Origin of the sequence: Streptomyces sp. NBC_00582 (assembly GCF_036345155.1) — a bacterium.
Taxonomy (GTDB): domain Bacteria; phylum Actinomycetota; class Actinomycetes; order Streptomycetales; family Streptomycetaceae; genus Streptomyces.
In genome coordinates this window covers 6,819,356-6,834,251 of the sequence record NZ_CP107772.1, presented here as the reverse complement: position 1 = coordinate 6,834,251, position 14,896 = coordinate 6,819,356, and the positions used below count along the sequence as shown (strand labels likewise).

Genomic DNA, 14,896 nt, shown 5'->3' with positions numbered 1-14,896 from the left:
CCCCCGAGTACGGTCCTCGGGGGAACCCGTCGGTGTCTCCGGCCGGAACCACAGACCCCCCACAGGGAGCGGCACTACGGTCCTCACCTTGCCGTGCCCGCTCCTTCGGGGAGACCGACCATGTCCGAGCACCTCGCACAGCAAGCCCCGCACCACCCGCGGCCCGTGCCGGGGATCCTCCCGGAACACGCCCCGGCGCTCCACGCCTACGCGGAGGCCTTCTGCGCGAAGCCGCGCGACGCCACCGACCTGGCGGCCCAGGTGCTCGCCCGGGGCGCACCGCAGCAGGGGCCCGCCCTGCGCACCACACTCCTCGCCGAGGTGCGGCGCACCGCCCACGGCTGGCTGCGCGACGAACGCTCGGCGCTGTTGCGCCCGGAGTTCCGCTCCTGGTCGCGGCGGGCCGCCGACACCTTCGGCCCCGTCGACACCCTGCGCCGTGTGGAGTACGGCTCGGTGCTCCTGGCCGCCTTCGAGCAACTCGCCGACCAGTCCCGGGCCGCGCTGTGGCTGTGCCTGGCCGAGGAGGGCGAGTCGGCGCAGGCGGCCCGGCTGCTGAACACCACCGAGGAGTTCGCCGAGTCCCTCGCGCAGTCGGCCCGCGGCCGGCTGGTCGACACCTTCCTGCGGGTGCGGGCCGACCGCACCGCCGACCCGCGCTGCGTCCGCTACGGCGGCATGCTCGGCGCCATCGCCCGCGGTACGCACCGCGAGGCCCCCGCCGATCTCCGGCAGCACCTGGACGTCTGCCGGTTCTGCGCGCACGATCTGCGGCTGCTGCGCACGCTCGCCTCGGGCGAGGCGGAGGAGGCGCGACGCCTGCTGGTGGACCAGGTGCTGGTCTGGGGCGGCGCCGCCTACCGCAAGGGCCGGGCGGCGGGGCGCTCGGAGGGGCGGGCCGCGGGACGGGCGTCGGGACCGGGGACCTCGGCCGGGCCGCGTACCCCGTCGTCCGCGTCGTCCGCGACGGCCGAGGAGCCTCAGGGGGCTCAGGGGGCTCAGGGGGCTCAGGGGGGCTCCTCGCGCCCGACCGGCCGTCGGCGGAGACGGTCGGTGATGATGGTGGCGTTCACCGTGGTCCTGACCTCGCTCCTCACCACGGCCGTCGTCCGGCAGTTGTCGGGCTCCGACCCCGCCGAGGGCGCCGAGCCGCAGGCCGCCCCGGACACGAGCGCCACGGGGGACGCCGGGTCACCGTCCCCCTCCGCGACCGCCGACGCCGCTGCCTCCGTCGCCCCGGTCGTCCTCAGGAGTGTGGCGAACGGGCGCTGTGTCACCGGCCCCGCCGCCGACGCCTCCCCGGCCTCGGGCCAGGACCGGGGCCCGGTCCCCGCGCCCGATCCCGTCCTGGCCGCGTGCGACGGCGGCGAGGACCAGCGGTGGCGGGTGGTGACGCTGGAGGACGGCGCGGTGGCCCTGGTGAACGTCGCGTCGAGGCTCTGTCTGGACATCGCGGGCGAGCGGGTCGCGGGCGACGGGATGCAGCAGCGGCCGTGCGCGAACGAACAGGCCGACGCGCCCTTCCCGGAGGACCAGGCGTTCCTGGCGGAACGGGCAGGCGGAAGCGCGTTCGCCCTCGTCTGTCAGGACAACCCCGACATCGCGCTCGGGGTGCGCTCCGGGGAGGTCCGGATGCGGTCGACTCCCGCCGCGGGCAAGGCGGTTCACTTCTCCCTCGGCGGTGTCGACGACGCGAGCGCGAACGCGTTGGGGCTGTGACGGCCCGGTGTCAGAATCACCCCATGGCGGAAATCCTCCAGAAGGACTGCACCTGGGTCTTCGACGGTGACGCGCTGCGGCTGACGCCGGGCCGGGACAAGGGCGTCGGGCTGCTGCGGAAGGAACTGGGTGAACTCGTGGTCCCGCTGGGGGCGTTGGCGGGGGTCTCGTTCGAGCAGGGCAGGAAGAGCGGACGGCTGAGGCTCAGACTGCGGGACGGCGCCGACCCGCTGCTGCACGCGACGGGCGGCCGGCTGACCGAGCCGCACGACCCGTACCAGTTGCTCGTCGACTCCGACCGGTACGGGGTCGCCGAGTACTTCGTGGACGAGGTGCGGCACGCGCTGCTCCTCGACCGGGTGCCGTCGGGTCCGGTGGACGCGTATCTGCTGCCCGGGCCGGGCGTGCCGCTGTCCTTCTCCGCCGGGGACGGCACCGCGAGCTTCGACGGTGATCTCGTACGGCTGGAGTGGAACTGGAAGACGGAGGACGCGAAGGCCTCCGCGGGGCCCCGCACCCTGCGGGTCGAGGACGTGGTGGGCGTGGAGTGGCAGCCGGCCGTCGGCCTGGAGAACGGCCATCTGCGGTTCACCGTGCGCAACGCGCCCACGAAGGCGCCGCCGAAGTACGACCCCAACGCCGTCGAGCTGTGGGGCTTCAAGAAGGATCCGCTGATGGCCCTGGTCGCGGCGGCCGTGCAGGCCCGGCTGCCGCATCCGGCCCACGCCCCCGAGAGCGCCGCAGGGCCCGCCGCGCCGCCCGCCGGCCCCGGTCCGGAGATCCCCGCCCAGGCCGCCGGCGACGACCACGACGCGCTGCTGCGCCGGCTGCGCGAGCTCGGTGAGCTGCACCGGGAGGGCGTGCTGACGGACGACGAGTTCGCCCTGGCCAAACAGGCGGTCCTCAGGCGCTTGTGACGCCGCTAGGGGGTGTTTCGGAAGTCCTGTGCCGCGGGTGCTGTGCGGGACTACCGAAACACCCCCTAGGCCCGCCTGCCGCCGTGCTACTTGGCCCTGCGGGCCACGGTGAAGTGGTCGATGCGGTCGCCGGTCTCGGCGATGCCCTGGACCGTCAGGGTGGTGTAGTGGCCCTTCGGGGCGGGGGTGACGTCCACGCGCAGGAAGGAGTAGTTCAGGTAGCGGACGCGGGACCAGGTGACGGTCTCGTTGACCTTGCCGTCCTTGGTGTTGACGAAGGACGCCACCGAGTCGACCTCGTTGAGGTGGCCCTCGTAGGAGTCGGGGGCGGTGAACGCGTACAGGCTGCGGCCGGCCGCGCCCGCCGTGACGTAGACGACACCCTCGGTCTCGGGGTACGCCGTGCCGCCGATCGGGAGCTTCTTGGTGACCGTGTCGCCCTTGATCACGTCGGTGCGCTCGTACTGGTGGTTGTGGCCGTTGATGACCAGGTCCACCTGGTACTTGTCGAACAGCGGCACCCACTCCTGTCGCACGCCGCCCTCGGAGGCGTGGGCGGTGGAGGTGCAGTAGGCGCAGTGGTGGAAGAACACGACGACGAAGTCGATGTCCTTCGACGCGCGGAACTTCTTGAGCTGCGCCTCGAACCACGTGGTCTGGGTGCCGCCGGAGATGCCGAGGTTGGCCGGGATCTCGAAGGAGACGTCGTTGGGGTCCAGCGAGATGACCGCGGTGTTGCCGTAGACGAAGGAGTAGACGCCCGGCAGGTTCTTCTTGTCGGGGCCGTTGTCCGGGAGGTTCCAGCGGGCTTCCTCGCCGCCGTAGCCGTTCGGCGAGTACCAGGCCTCCATGTCGTGGTTGCCGAACGACACCATCCACGGCACGGACTTGGCGACGGACTCGGTCTGGGCGAGGAACTGGTCCCAGATGCGGGAGTCGAAGCCGGTGTCGGCGGTCTTGCCCTGGCCGGCCGGGTCGGCGTAGGCGATGTCGCCGGCGTGCAGGTGGAAGGCCGGGTTCTGGCCGAGGAGGAGGCTGTTGTTGGCCAGGCCGTGGTAGCCGACACCCTCGTCGCCGAACGCGGTGAAGGTGAACGGCGCCTTGTGGGCGGGGGCGGTGGTGAAGGTGCCCAGGGTGCCCAGCAGGTGCGGCTCGGCCGGGTCGAAGCCGGCGTGCCCGACGCCGTAGTAGTAGGTCTTGCCGGGGCGCAGGTGGGTGAGCTTGGCGTGCAGGTAGTACTGGTTGTGGTCGCCGGACGCGCCGACACCGGCCGGGGTGTAGAGGGTGCGGACCTCGGCCTCGATCTTGCGGGAGAGGTCCCAGGGGTGGGCGCCGATGCGGATGAAGGGCTTCTTCACCGCGACGGGGACCTGCCAGGAGACGGTGATCTCCGTGCGGGGGTCGTTGCCCCAGGCGAGGTGACGGCCGAAGGGGGCGACGAGCGAGCCGTCGACCTGCTCGGTGTGCGAGAGGGGCTGCGTGGGAACGGCGGCCTGGGCCGTGGCCCCGGTCACGAACGCGCCACCGGTGACGGCGCCCAGGGTGACCGCGCCACCCCTGATCATCGTGCGCCGGGAGAATCGTGCGCGCAGGTACTCGTGCTGCTCGGCCATGCTCATGCGCTCGGCGAGCTGGTCGGGTACGCCCATGCGAGGAGTGTCCATGACGTCTGAAAGTCGTCGCCCCGGGCGACGGACCGCAAGACGCCACATGGACGGTTCACGAACAGGCGCTCATAACACATTCAAGGTTCCCCCAAGGTCGCTTAACAGGGCCCTGCCCGAAATCGGGCAGGTTTCTTGCGAAACCCGCTCGCGTACCTCAGGATCTACCGGGTGCACGACGAACTGGTTGATCATCTGACGCGGTCCACGCCCCTCCAGCGGGGCGAGGCGCTGCGGGTGATCCAGGACGTGCTCGCCTTCTTCGACGAGACGACCGAGGACTACGTCCGTCGCCGCCACCGCGAGCTCCAGGCCGAGGGCCTGGTGAACGCGGAGATCTTCGAACGGGTCGCGGCGGACCTTCAGTACCGGGCGGTCGCGCCGCCGGAGCTGTCCATCCGGCAGCTGCGGCGCATCGTCTACGGGTGAAAACAGCTACACAAAACAGCTTGGGGATACCTCTTATATGTGCGGAATCGTCGGATACATCGGGAAGCGTGACGTGGCCCCGCTGCTGCTCGAGGGCCTGCAGCGGCTGGAGTACCGCGGCTACGACTCGGCCGGCATCGTCGTGACCTCGCCGAAGACGGCCGGTCTGAAGATGGTCAAGGCCAAGGGCCGGGTCCGGGACCTGGAGGCCAGGGTCCCGGCGCGCTTCAAGGGCACCACCGGCATCGCCCACACCCGCTGGGCCACCCACGGCGCCCCCTCCGACGTGAACGCCCACCCGCACATGTCGGCCGACAGCAAGGTCGCCGTCGTCCACAACGGCATCATCGACAACGCGTCCGACCTGCGCCGCAAGCTGGAGGCGGACGGCGTCGAGTTCCTCTCCGAGACCGACACCGAGGTCCTCACCCACCTCATCGCCCGGTCCCAGGCGGAGACCCTGGAGGAGAAGGTCCGCCAGGCCCTCAGGGTCGTCGAGGGCACCTACGGCATCGCCGTCATGCACGCCGACTTCCCGGACCGTATCGTCGTCGCCCGCAACGGCTCCCCCGTCGTCCTCGGCATCGGCGAGAAGGAGATGTTCGTCGCGTCGGACATCGCCGCGCTGGTCACCCACACCCGTCAGATAGTCACGCTGGACGACGGCGAGATGGCCACCCTCAAGGCCGACGACTTCCGCACCTACACCACGGAGGGCACCCGCACCACGGCCGAGCCCACCACCGTGGAGTGGGAGGCCGCCTCCTACGACATGGGCGGCCACGACACCTACATGCACAAGGAGATCCACGAGCAGGCCGACGCGGTGGACCGTGTGCTGCGCGGCCGCATCGACGACCGGTTCTCCACCGTGCACCTCGGCGGCCTCAACCTGGACGCGCGGGAGGCGCGCCAGATCCGCCGGGTGAAGATCCTCGGCTGCGGCACCTCGTACCACGCGGGCATGATCGGCGCCCAGATGATCGAGGAGCTGGCCCGTATCCCCGCCGACGCCGAGCCGGCCTCCGAGTTCCGCTACCGCAACGCGGTCGTCGACCCCGACACCCTGTACGTGGCCGTCTCCCAGTCCGGCGAGACGTACGACGTGCTGGCGGCCGTCCAGGAGCTGAAGCGCAAGGGCGCGCGGGTCTTCGGCGTCGTGAACGTGGTCGGCTCGGCGATCGCCCGCGAGGCGGACGCCGGTATCTACGTCCACGCCGGCCCCGAGGTCTGCGTCGTCTCCACCAAGTGCTTCACCAACATGACGGTGGCCTTCGCCCTCCTCGCCCTGCACCTCGGCCGCACCCGCGACCTCTCGGTCCGCGACGGCAAGCGGATCATCGAGGGGCTGCGCAAGCTGCCCGGGCAGATCGCGGAGATCCTCTCCCGCGAGGAGGAGATCAAGAAGCTGGCCGAGGAGTTCGCCGACGCCCGCTCCATGCTCTTCATCGGCCGTGTCCGGGGCTACCCGGTGGCCCGTGAGGCCTCCCTGAAGCTCAAGGAGGTCTCCTACATCCACGCCGAGGCCTACCCGGCCTCCGAGCTCAAGCACGGCCCGCTCGCCCTGATCGAGCCCGCCCTGCCGACGGTCGCGATCGTCCCCGACGACGACCTGCTGGAGAAGAACCGCGCCGCGCTGGAGGAGATCAAGGCCCGCAGCGGCCGGATCGTCGCCGTGGCGCACCAGGAGCAGGAGAAGGCCGACCGCACGATCGTCGTCCCGAAGAACGAGGACGAGCTGGACCCGATCCTGATGGGCATCCCGCTCCAGCTCCTCGCCTACTACACGGCGAAGGCCCTGGGCCGCGACATCGACAAGCCGCGCAACCTGGCGAAGTCGGTCACGGTCGAGTAGCAGGCGACGGTACGGGAAGCGGCGCGCCGGGCGTGAGGGATCGCGCCCGGCGCGTTCTCCATGGTGCGATCGGCTGCGGCGCCCCGGGTGACCAGGGTGCCGTCGGCCTCGGTGCCCCAGCGGCAGTCGTAGCCGAGCGGGTCGAACTGCGAGGTCAGCGTCCGCGGGGGCGCGTCGCGCAGCGCCTTTGGCAAGTGAACTCCAGGCGGGGAACAGGGAACGGACCCCGCGCGACGTCAACGGTCGCGGGGGTCCGCCCGGTCGGCCGGGGGGCTGCCCGAACTCCCCGGCGTCGGCTGCCGTTTCAGCCTGCGGCCGTCACACCGCGGCCGGCAGCCCGTCGCGGGAGCACGGTGGGCCAGTGGGCCATCGCCGCCGTGGCGGCGTACCAGGCGACCGCCCCCGCCGCGACGGCGAACCAGCCGCCCACCTTGGTGAGCGAGTCGTTGCCGGCGAACGCGGCGACCGCCATCAGGACGAGCGCCACCAGGAACAACCCGTAGGTCCCCCGGGTGAGTTGGTCCCCGCCCGCCGCGGCCAGGGAGAGCACCACGAGGGCGAACAGGAGCAGGAAGAGTCCGGCGGCGTTGTCGGAGGCCCCGGAGCCGGCGGAGACGGCCCAGGTGAACCAGAACGCGCCGAGAACGGTGAAGGCCGTACCGCCCGCCGTGTCGCGGTCTCGGAGGGCCAGCAGGCCGGCGACGAACAGGGCGACGCCGCCGATGTAGTGAGCGATGGTCACGGCGTCCGCCGCCGTCACGCCGTCGATCAGGTCGGTGTACCCGAGTCCGAACGCCAACAGGGTGATGCCCAGGGCGAGTCGGCCGACGATCGTGGTGGTGCTTCCCGCGGAGACGTCATTGTCCACGGCGGGCTCCCTTCATGCGGTGATGCGATGCGCGGTGACCGATATATGCCCTTCACAAGGGCACAAACACCTGTGGGACCAGGGGAATTCGGACGCCGCGCAGCAGTGCGCACAGGGGGTTCCAGAGGGGCGGGCGTGACCTACGGGATCACGATGACGGGCCGCTTCGCCCGCTTGGCGAGCCGGCCGGCGACGGAGCCGAAGATCCGGCCCACGATGCCGTGCGTCGAGCCCACGACGATCGCGTCCGCCTCGTACTCCCGTCCGACCTCTTCGAGTTCGTGGCAGATGTCACCGCCGCGCTCGACCAGGATCCACGGCACCTCGGCGAGGTAGTCGGCGCAGGCGAGCTCGAGCCCGAGGACCTCCGTGCGGTGGTCCGGGACGTCGACGAAGACCGGCGGCTCGCAGCCCGCCCACACGGTCGTGGGCAGCCGGTTGGCGACATGGACGATGATCAGGCCCGCGCGGGAGCGGTGGGCCATGCCGATCGCGTACGCGAGGGCGCGCTCACTGGAGGTGGAGCCGTCGAAGCCGACGACCACGCCGTGCTTGAAGGCGGGATCGCAGGTGGGGCGTGCTTCTTCCGCCGCCAGGGGCTCGGCCGCCGTGGGGTCGGCGACGGGCCGCTTGCGGTCCGCGGGTTCGAAGAATTCGTGACCGGCCATGGCTGTCTCGGCGTATCGATCCTTGTATGGGTTGGACGGCATGAGCGTCGGAGCTGTGTCCGGGAATTGTCTTCCCAACCCCATACCCCCAAGGGTACGGCGCCACTCCTCCTACGCCCAGACCCCGAGCACCCTCGGTGGGGGTTCCAGGGAGCATGCACGAGGGGGCGCCCGTAACGCAATGGTTGCTGCCCCGTACAGGCGGTTTGCACAGGATTCACTTACCCGTGGCCGACCGGCGCGGGCTCGTCCGGGCTCCGCGTGACCGACCGCGCCCGCCGGCGTTGAGCACCGTGCGCCGGGACCGTCCGGCGCACCGTACACCCCCGCCCCGGAAGGGAGCCCGCCCCCATGCCGCCCTCGCGCACGCCGTCCGCCCCCCGTTCCGGCGGCGAGCGCGCGAGCACCGATCTGATCCGCTGGGCGGCCTTCTCCTGCGTCCTCGTCCCGGTGGTCCTCCTCTGGTACGGCACCTCGCTCGCCGGCGCCGCCGGCACCGCGCTCGGTCTCGCCGCCGTCAGGGCCGTCTGCCGGCTGCTGCTGCGCCGGTCGGAGCGGGTCGCCGCCCGGCTGCTCGCCGAGGAGGAGGCCGGGTCGGTCCCGGGCGCGGGGGCGGGCGCCCGGGCCGGGGGACACGCGCCGCAGGCGCACCACCGGGGGCGCCATCAGCGCACCGGAACGGGGTCACATCGTGGCGGTCGTCACTCCGGGGGAAACTCACCGGCCGGTTGACCGGTTTTCACGCACAGGACCGGTGCTTTTCAGCCAACTTCCGCCCCCTGCGCATCCCTTGCCGTAACCACCCCCCACCCCCAGTGCCACCTGCGCGTATAAGCCCTCGGGAGCCCTGCGCACCCTACGGGGATTGGCCACTACGACGAGGCGCACTTCCCTGCACGCTCCACGAGTGCAACGCTTCGTGATCGAATGCTTCACGCCAAGTTGCCAAGTCGACAATCCGCCGGGTGCTGAACTGGCCACTCCGGCGTCGCGCGACACAGTAGATTCGATCTTGACTGTCTACGGCGGGGGACTCGTGCAGGACCGAGGGGAAACGTGCAGGAGCGACACAACCGAGGAGCCGCGACCACCGAGGGGGGCTTAGCAGGATGAGCCACGACTCCACTGCCGCGCCGGAAGCCGCGGCCCGGAAGCTGTCCGGGCGACGCCGCAAGGAGATCGTCGCGGTGCTGCTGTTCAGCGGCGGCCCCATTTTCGAGAGTTCCATTCCGCTGTCGGTGTTCGGGATTGACCGCCAGGACGCCGGCGTACCGCGCTACCGCTTGTTGGTGTGCGGTGGCGAAGAGGGCCCGCTGCGGACCACAGGGGGCCTGGAACTCACCGCGCCACATGGCCTGGAAGCGATCTCACGGGCGGGCACGGTCGTCGTGCCGGCCTGGCGTTCGATCACTTCCCCGCCACCGGAGGAGGCGCTCGACGCGCTGCGGCGGGCGCATGAAGAGGGTGCCCGCATCGTGGGCCTGTGCACCGGCGCGTTCGTGCTGGCCGCCGCGGGTCTGCTGGACGGCCGCCCGGCCACCACCCACTGGATGTACGCACCGACGCTGGCCAAGCGCTATCCGTCGGTGCACGTGGATCCACGAGAGCTGTTCGTGGACGACGGCGACGTCCTGACGTCCGCGGGTACGGCCGCCGGGATCGATCTCTGTCTCCACATCGTGCGGACGGACCACGGCAACGAGGCGGCCGGGGCACTGGCCCGTCGTCTGGTGGTCCCCCCGCGCCGGTCGGGCGGCCAGGAGCGCTACCTCGACCGGTCTTTACCGGAGGAGATCGGCGCCGACCCGCTCGCCGAGGTCGTCGCCTGGGCGCTGGAACACCTCCACGAGCAGTTCGACGTGGAGACACTGGCCGCGCGCGCGTACATGTCGCGCCGCACCTTCGACCGCCGCTTCCGGTCGCTGACCGGCAGCGCGCCGCTCCAGTGGCTGATCACCCAGCGGGTCCTCCAGGCGCAGCGGCTCCTGGAGACCTCCGACTACTCGGTGGACGAGGTCGCGGGCCGTTGCGGCTTCCGCTCGCCGGTGGCGCTGCGCGGGCACTTCCGACGCCAGCTCGGCTCGTCCCCGGCCGCCTACCGGGCGGCGTACCGGGCGCGGCGGCCGCAGGGCGACCGGCCGCTGGAGGCCGAACCGCCGTCGCCGTCACCGGCGGGACCGCCGCCGTCCCTCCACCCGGAGGGCCCGGGCCCCGTCCCTCCGCAGATCCGGCGCACGGCGACCTCCGGCGCGCTGGGCTCCACGTCCGGCCTCGCGGCCGAACACGCCCGCGAGGCGTACGCGACGTCGCGAGCGAGCCTGCCGGGGCAGCGGAGCGGGATGTAGCAGCGTGAGGGGGCGGCGGGGGCGAGGTTTTCGCCCCCGCCGCCCTTACCCGTTCGGTCACCTGTGTTTCCCACCGAGTCCGGTGGTGGGTGGGCGCGGGCCCGGGGTCCGGGGCGGAGCCCCGGCGAGGCGAGCAGCAGCACGGGGGCGCCACAAAAGCGGACGTCAGCTTTAGGGTGGTCGCATGAACGATCGCATGGTGTGGATCGACTGCGAGATGACCGGCCTCTCGCTGTCCGACGACGCGCTCATCGAGGTTGCCGCCCTCGTCACCGACTCCGAGCTGAACATCCTCGGCGAGGGGGTGGACATCGTCATCCGGCCGCCGGCCAAGGCACTGGAGACGATGCCGGAGGTGGTGCGCCAGATGCACACCGCGTCCGGCCTGCTGGAGGAGCTGGCCGGCGGCACCACCCTCGCGGAGGCCGAGGCCCAGGTCCTCTCCTATGTCCGCGAGCACGTCAAGGAACCCGGCAAGGCCCCCCTGTGCGGCAACTCCGTCGGCACCGACCGCGGCTTCCTCGCCCGCGACATGGCGACCCTCGAGGGCTACCTCCACTACCGGATCGTCGACGTCTCCTCCATCAAGGAGCTGGCCCGCCGCTGGTACCCGCGTGCCTACTTCAACAGTCCCGAGAAGAACGGCAACCACCGCGCCCTCGCCGACATCCGCGAGTCGATCGCGGAGCTGCGCTACTACCGCGAGGCCGTCTTCGTACCGCAGCCCGGCCCCGACTCCGACACCGCGAGGACGATCGCGGCGAAGCACGTGCTGCCCGCCCAGTAGGACGCCGGAAGCGGCGTTCGGACGGCTCCGGGAAAAGCCGTGCGCGAGCACCCCTTCGGACCCTGTACACTTTTTCTCGGCCGGTCGGAGACGACACAAAGTCAACAGCCGGTCGTGGTGGGTGTAGCTCAGCTGGTAGAGCACCTGGTTGTGGTCCAGGATGCCGCGGGTTCGAGTCCCGTCACTCACCCTGATTGATCAAGGGCTGACCTGCGAAAACAGGTCAGCCCTTGGTGTTTCTCGTCACCATGGGAACATCGCGGGAACCGATCATGGTTTTTCCGGCCTATGTTCCTGCCATGGCGAGCATCGTGGAACGACCGCAGAAGTCCGGCGCCATCACCTTCCAGGTGAAGTGGCGCGAGGACGGGGAGTGGCAGAACGAGAAGTTCGGCGACGATGACCCGGCCGTAGGGCGCGCCCAGGCCGAGCAGTTCAAGGCGCTGGTCGAGGCGCACGGCAACCGGTGGCCGCACGGCTGGGTGCCGGGGCAGGGGTTCGTCGAGACGCCGGCCGTCCCCGGGGACGTGCCTCTCGTCGACTACGCGAGCCGGTACGTCAGGCGCCTCAACGGAGTCGACGGCCGGACCAAGGACGACTACGAGCGAGACATCCGCCTGCACCTCTCACAGATCCAGCACACCAACCTGCGCGGCCAGGTGGAGCAGGCCACCATCGGCAACCTGATCCAGGAGGACGTCGACGACTGGGTCGCCTACATGAACTCCGGTGAGCGCGACCCCGAGGACCCGGAGAAGTGGCTGCGCGCGCCGGCCGACCCCAAGTCCATCAGGAACCGGCACGGCCTGCTGTACTGCGTCGTCCAGGCCGCCATCGACGCGACGCCGCAACTGCGCACGAAGAACTGCTGCACGCGCACCCAGCTCCCTCGAGCGGACGATCACATCAAAGAGGAGATGACGTTCCTCGAGCACGACGAATACCAGCGCATCGCCCAGGAGTTCACGGACCCCGACGCGCGCCTGCTCGCCGACTGGCTCGTCGGCACGGGGATGCGGTGGGGCGAGGCGAGCGCGCTGCAGGTGCGGGATCTGTCGCTGAACGCCGACATCCCCACGGCCAACATCCAGCGGGCATGGAAGCGCGCGCCGAAGGGCAGCCCAGAGAGTTTCTACCTCGGCCCGCCGAAGACCAAGAAGGCCCGGCGGCTGGTGGCTCTGACGCCCAGCCAGGCGGCCATGGTGCGGGAGCTGGTGGCCGGCCAGCCCCCGGAGGCGTACGTGTTCCGTACGGCGACCGGGCTGCACTGGCGGCACTCGAACTACTACCACCGGAAGTGGCAGCCAGCGGTGAAGGCGGCTGTGGAGAAGGGGCTGCCGAAGCGGCCGCGGCTGCACGACCTGCGGCACACGCACGTGGCGTGGCTGATCGGCAGGAAGATCCCGCTGCCGGCGATCCAGGCCCGGCTGGGGCACGAGAGCATTCAGACGACGGTGGACCGGTACGGCCACCTGGTGCGCGAGCTCGATGCGGAAATCATCACCGCGCTCGAGGACGTCATGGCCGGCCCCGCACCGGTCTCGCGTCTCACTCGGGTGGTGTAGCTCGCCCCTGGGCCGCGGCCACCGTTCTCGCGATGTGGCCGCGGCCCAGGCTCGCATGGTCACCCCGGTGCAGATGTCAGCGCGGCGGCCACAAGCCAGAGCACACCAGGTGGTTCAGGCCCGCAACGAGCTCTGCTCCAGCCTGCGGAGCGATCTCGCCCTTGACGACGAGCAGAACCACTCCGGTGTCCTCCACGAGCGGCATTACCACCTGGTCCCCCGGCAGAGAGTCGACGAACTCGATGTCGACCTGGGAGGGCGCTCGGTCGTGCTCGGCGTTGCGATCGTTCGCTGCGCCTTCGTCTGCCATTGGTGCAACCCCCTTGCATGGCATTGCCACGCACAGATGTTCGAAATTCCGAATACATGCGCGTGCCGATCCGTTTACGCCCCCCAGGCGGAGAACCGACGATGCCATACCGCCCGCCCCGTGACCAGAGCGGAACTAAGGGTTACAGAAACTGTTCTGCTTTCAGACCACCGCAGGTCACAGCCCTACCAGCATCAACCAGGCAAGATCGCGAAGCGAACGAATGGCGCGAGAGGGGCCACAAAACAGCACAGGCGGACCGTTTTATGGTGACCCGCCGTATACCGCTGGCCAAAACTTAGGCCACCCTGCGCCGCCGGCGCGAGCGACAGGGGACTGGTTCAGCGAGCGTCATATGCCGACGTCAGACGGACCAGCCCACGCCACTCTCGCCACTCCAGCCGTTACGCCACGCATCGCGCCCGCCTCGCCTCGGCCCTTGGGACGCCCAGGAGTGGTCTGTTTTCCAGCCATCCCTACTCGCGAGTACGACGGGCCTGAATGATCGCTTGCACCCATGCTTGATCTTCGGGCGACATGTCGCGGAAATTGTGTACGAGGGCCCGCACGGCGCCGTCGTCGCTCCAGACGGTGTCCATGCCCCAGAACTGAGCGCCGGCCGCTTCCCGGACGAGATCGAGGGGCACCTGTAGGCCGTTATGCAGGCCCGCGAGGCGGGCATAGTCCGGGATGTCCTTGAGGATGCCCTTCTCAAGGCGGTCGATCCAGTTGTGATCGACGACCGGACCAGCCTCGGGCCTCTCCGGATTGATGCACCGCAACGCGAGGGCACGCAGGGATAGGCCGAGCTCCGCTCGGCGTGTGCGCACGAGATCCGAGAGGTCGGTGCGCGCAGCATGCTCAACCATGGGGCTCATCCTGCCACTCCATATCGCCTTATTGGCGCGGGGTGTCCACGTTACTGGTGATACGTAAGTGATGTTGCGCCTGTTCAGGGCGCCTTTCCGTCTCGGGCGCAAGACAAAGTGTCCACGAGAGTGGACGCCTGCCGCTAGGTCGCGATCACGCCATTGACGAGTTTTGGGCATGTCTCACTGGATAGACAAGCTGTCCATGACGTGCCACACTCCTCATGTCTCACCACCGAGACGAACTGTCACACGAGGTGGACATGATCATTGAGCTGCCCATGTACGAACTGGTCGACAGAGAGGACTGCGACGGCCACACGTTCCTGCGGCTGTTGATGGAGCACGCCGGCGACGGGCGAAAGGTCTCCGTCCGCCAGCTGGCTCAGGCCGCAGGCGTCTCGCACAGCGTGATCGGCAATCTGCTGACCGGGAAGTCCAAGCAGCTCCCGGAGGACGCGGCCCACCGCTCCGCTGAACGGCTCGGCGTGGACTGCAACGTCCTGTGGGTGCAGGCCGGACGCAGCGTCCGCTCACGCCAAGCCTCCCCCGCTGCGCCAGCCCGTGAGGCGGTCGCGGTATGACCGCCCGCCACACCTACCCCGAGGCAGCGGCGATCCTCCGCGTCGAGGAGTCGTGGCTGCGTCGGCACATCAAGCAGCTCCCGCACTCGAAGAAGGGCCGGAAGGTCACGTTCTCGGACGCCGACCTGGACCGCATCGATGCCCTGCATCACCACGAGCCGACGACCGGCCCGCTCGCCACACCTGCGGCGCCTGCTTCGGCACCCGGCTCACACCCGCTCAGCAACCTGCGGCCGCTGCCCCGCCGGGGCAAGGCCCTCGCGAACGTCTCCTGACCACAGCAAACGGGGCCGCCACGGACCTAGCCCGTCCGCAA

At 70.3% G+C, this 14,896-nt stretch carries 16 protein-coding genes and 1 tRNA gene; 11 read left to right on the top strand and 6 right to left on the bottom strand.

Translation table 11 applies throughout. The features are described 5' to 3' along the window. The first annotated feature begins 120 nt into the window (after nt 1-120). Together OG852_RS30890 and OG852_RS30885 are read left to right on the top strand one after the other, a co-directional pair. Nucleotides 121-1,719, top strand: a complete 1,599-nt coding sequence (locus OG852_RS30890; protein ID WP_330349640.1) for an RICIN domain-containing protein — start codon at nt 121-123, stop codon at nt 1,717-1,719. A gap of 23 nt (nt 1,720-1,742) precedes the next feature. Next, nucleotides 1,743-2,636: a DUF4429 domain-containing protein gene (locus OG852_RS30885; protein ID WP_330349639.1), complete on the top strand. Its 894-nt coding sequence runs from the start codon at nt 1,743-1,745 to the stop codon at nt 2,634-2,636. An 86-nt stretch (nt 2,637-2,722) separates the two neighbouring features. Here the strand turns inward: OG852_RS30885 and OG852_RS30880 are convergent, their stop codons facing one another. Further along, the gene (locus OG852_RS30880) at nt 2,723-4,285 is read right to left on the bottom strand and encodes a purple acid phosphatase family protein (protein ID WP_133911320.1); all 1,563 of its coding nucleotides are present in this window, start codon (nt 4,283-4,285) and stop codon (nt 2,723-2,725) included. A gap of 186 nt (nt 4,286-4,471) precedes the next feature. Between OG852_RS30880 and OG852_RS30875 the strand changes: the two genes are divergently transcribed. Together OG852_RS30875 and glmS are read left to right on the top strand one after the other, a co-directional pair. Continuing rightward, nucleotides 4,472-4,729: a hypothetical protein gene (locus tag OG852_RS30875; protein ID WP_330351528.1), complete on the top strand. Its 258-nt coding sequence runs from the start codon at nt 4,472-4,474 to the stop codon at nt 4,727-4,729. A gap of 37 nt (nt 4,730-4,766) precedes the next feature. Continuing rightward, nucleotides 4,767-6,584, top strand: coding sequence for a glutamine--fructose-6-phosphate transaminase (isomerizing) (gene glmS, locus OG852_RS30870; RefSeq protein WP_330349638.1), 1,818 nt, complete (start codon nt 4,767-4,769; stop codon nt 6,582-6,584). Here the strand turns inward: glmS and OG852_RS30865 are convergent. The 3 genes from OG852_RS30865 to OG852_RS30855 form a co-directional block, all read right to left on the bottom strand. Beyond that, nucleotides 6,512-6,778: a hypothetical protein gene (locus OG852_RS30865; RefSeq protein ID WP_330349637.1), complete on the bottom strand. Its 267-nt coding sequence runs from the start codon at nt 6,776-6,778 to the stop codon at nt 6,512-6,514. The genes glmS and OG852_RS30865 overlap by 73 nt on opposite strands. Nucleotides 6,779-6,888: 110 nt before the next feature. Beyond that, nucleotides 6,889-7,452: a GPR1/FUN34/YaaH family transporter gene (locus OG852_RS30860; protein ID WP_330349636.1), complete on the bottom strand. Its 564-nt coding sequence runs from the start codon at nt 7,450-7,452 to the stop codon at nt 6,889-6,891. A 140-nt stretch (nt 7,453-7,592) separates the two neighbouring features. Continuing rightward, nucleotides 7,593-8,120: a universal stress protein gene (locus OG852_RS30855; RefSeq protein ID WP_133911316.1), complete on the bottom strand. Its 528-nt coding sequence runs from the start codon at nt 8,118-8,120 to the stop codon at nt 7,593-7,595. A 351-nt stretch (nt 8,121-8,471) separates the two neighbouring features. On the opposite strand from OG852_RS30855, the gene OG852_RS30850 reads away from it, so the two are divergent. The 5 genes from OG852_RS30850 to OG852_RS30830 all read left to right on the top strand — a co-directional run bounded on the left by OG852_RS30850 (nt 8,472) and on the right by OG852_RS30830 (nt 12,817). Continuing rightward, nucleotides 8,472-8,852 (top strand): hypothetical protein, encoded by a 381-nt coding sequence (locus OG852_RS30850; RefSeq protein ID WP_330349635.1) that lies wholly within the window; start codon nt 8,472-8,474, stop codon nt 8,850-8,852. Between the two features lie 377 nt (nt 8,853-9,229). Beyond that, complete coding sequence (locus tag OG852_RS30845) at nt 9,230-10,465, top strand: helix-turn-helix domain-containing protein (RefSeq protein ID WP_133911314.1); 1,236 nt, start codon at nt 9,230-9,232, stop codon at nt 10,463-10,465. 184 nt (nt 10,466-10,649) lie between these two features. Next, complete coding sequence (gene orn / locus OG852_RS30840) at nt 10,650-11,252, top strand: oligoribonuclease (protein ID WP_133911313.1); 603 nt, start codon at nt 10,650-10,652, stop codon at nt 11,250-11,252. Between the two features lie 117 nt (nt 11,253-11,369). Continuing rightward, a tRNA-His gene (locus OG852_RS30835) sits at nt 11,370-11,442 on the top strand. A gap of 109 nt (nt 11,443-11,551) precedes the next feature. Continuing rightward, nucleotides 11,552-12,817 carry a tyrosine-type recombinase/integrase gene (locus OG852_RS30830; RefSeq protein ID WP_330349634.1) on the top strand — a complete coding sequence of 422 codons (1,266 nt, stop codon included), beginning with the start codon at nt 11,552-11,554 and terminating at the stop codon, nt 12,815-12,817. A 76-nt stretch (nt 12,818-12,893) separates the two neighbouring features. Here the strand turns inward: OG852_RS30830 and OG852_RS30825 are convergent, their stop codons facing one another. After that, nucleotides 12,894-13,127 (bottom strand): hypothetical protein, encoded by a 234-nt coding sequence (locus OG852_RS30825; RefSeq protein ID WP_330349633.1) that lies wholly within the window; start codon nt 13,125-13,127, stop codon nt 12,894-12,896. 476 nt (nt 13,128-13,603) lie between these two features. Next, nucleotides 13,604-13,996: an XRE family transcriptional regulator gene (locus OG852_RS30820; protein WP_330349632.1), complete on the bottom strand. Its 393-nt coding sequence runs from the start codon at nt 13,994-13,996 to the stop codon at nt 13,604-13,606. 224 nt (nt 13,997-14,220) lie between these two features. Between OG852_RS30820 and OG852_RS30815 the strand changes: the two genes are divergently transcribed. Together OG852_RS30815 and OG852_RS30810 are read left to right on the top strand one after the other, a co-directional pair. Further along, nucleotides 14,221-14,580: a helix-turn-helix domain-containing protein gene (locus OG852_RS30815; RefSeq protein ID WP_330349631.1), complete on the top strand. Its 360-nt coding sequence runs from the start codon at nt 14,221-14,223 to the stop codon at nt 14,578-14,580. Continuing rightward, nucleotides 14,577-14,855 carry a helix-turn-helix domain-containing protein gene (locus OG852_RS30810; RefSeq protein ID WP_330349630.1) on the top strand — a complete coding sequence of 93 codons (279 nt, stop codon included), beginning with the start codon at nt 14,577-14,579 and terminating at the stop codon, nt 14,853-14,855. Before OG852_RS30815 ends, OG852_RS30810 begins: the two co-directional genes overlap by 4 nt. The last annotated feature ends 41 nt before the right edge of the window (nt 14,856-14,896 follow it).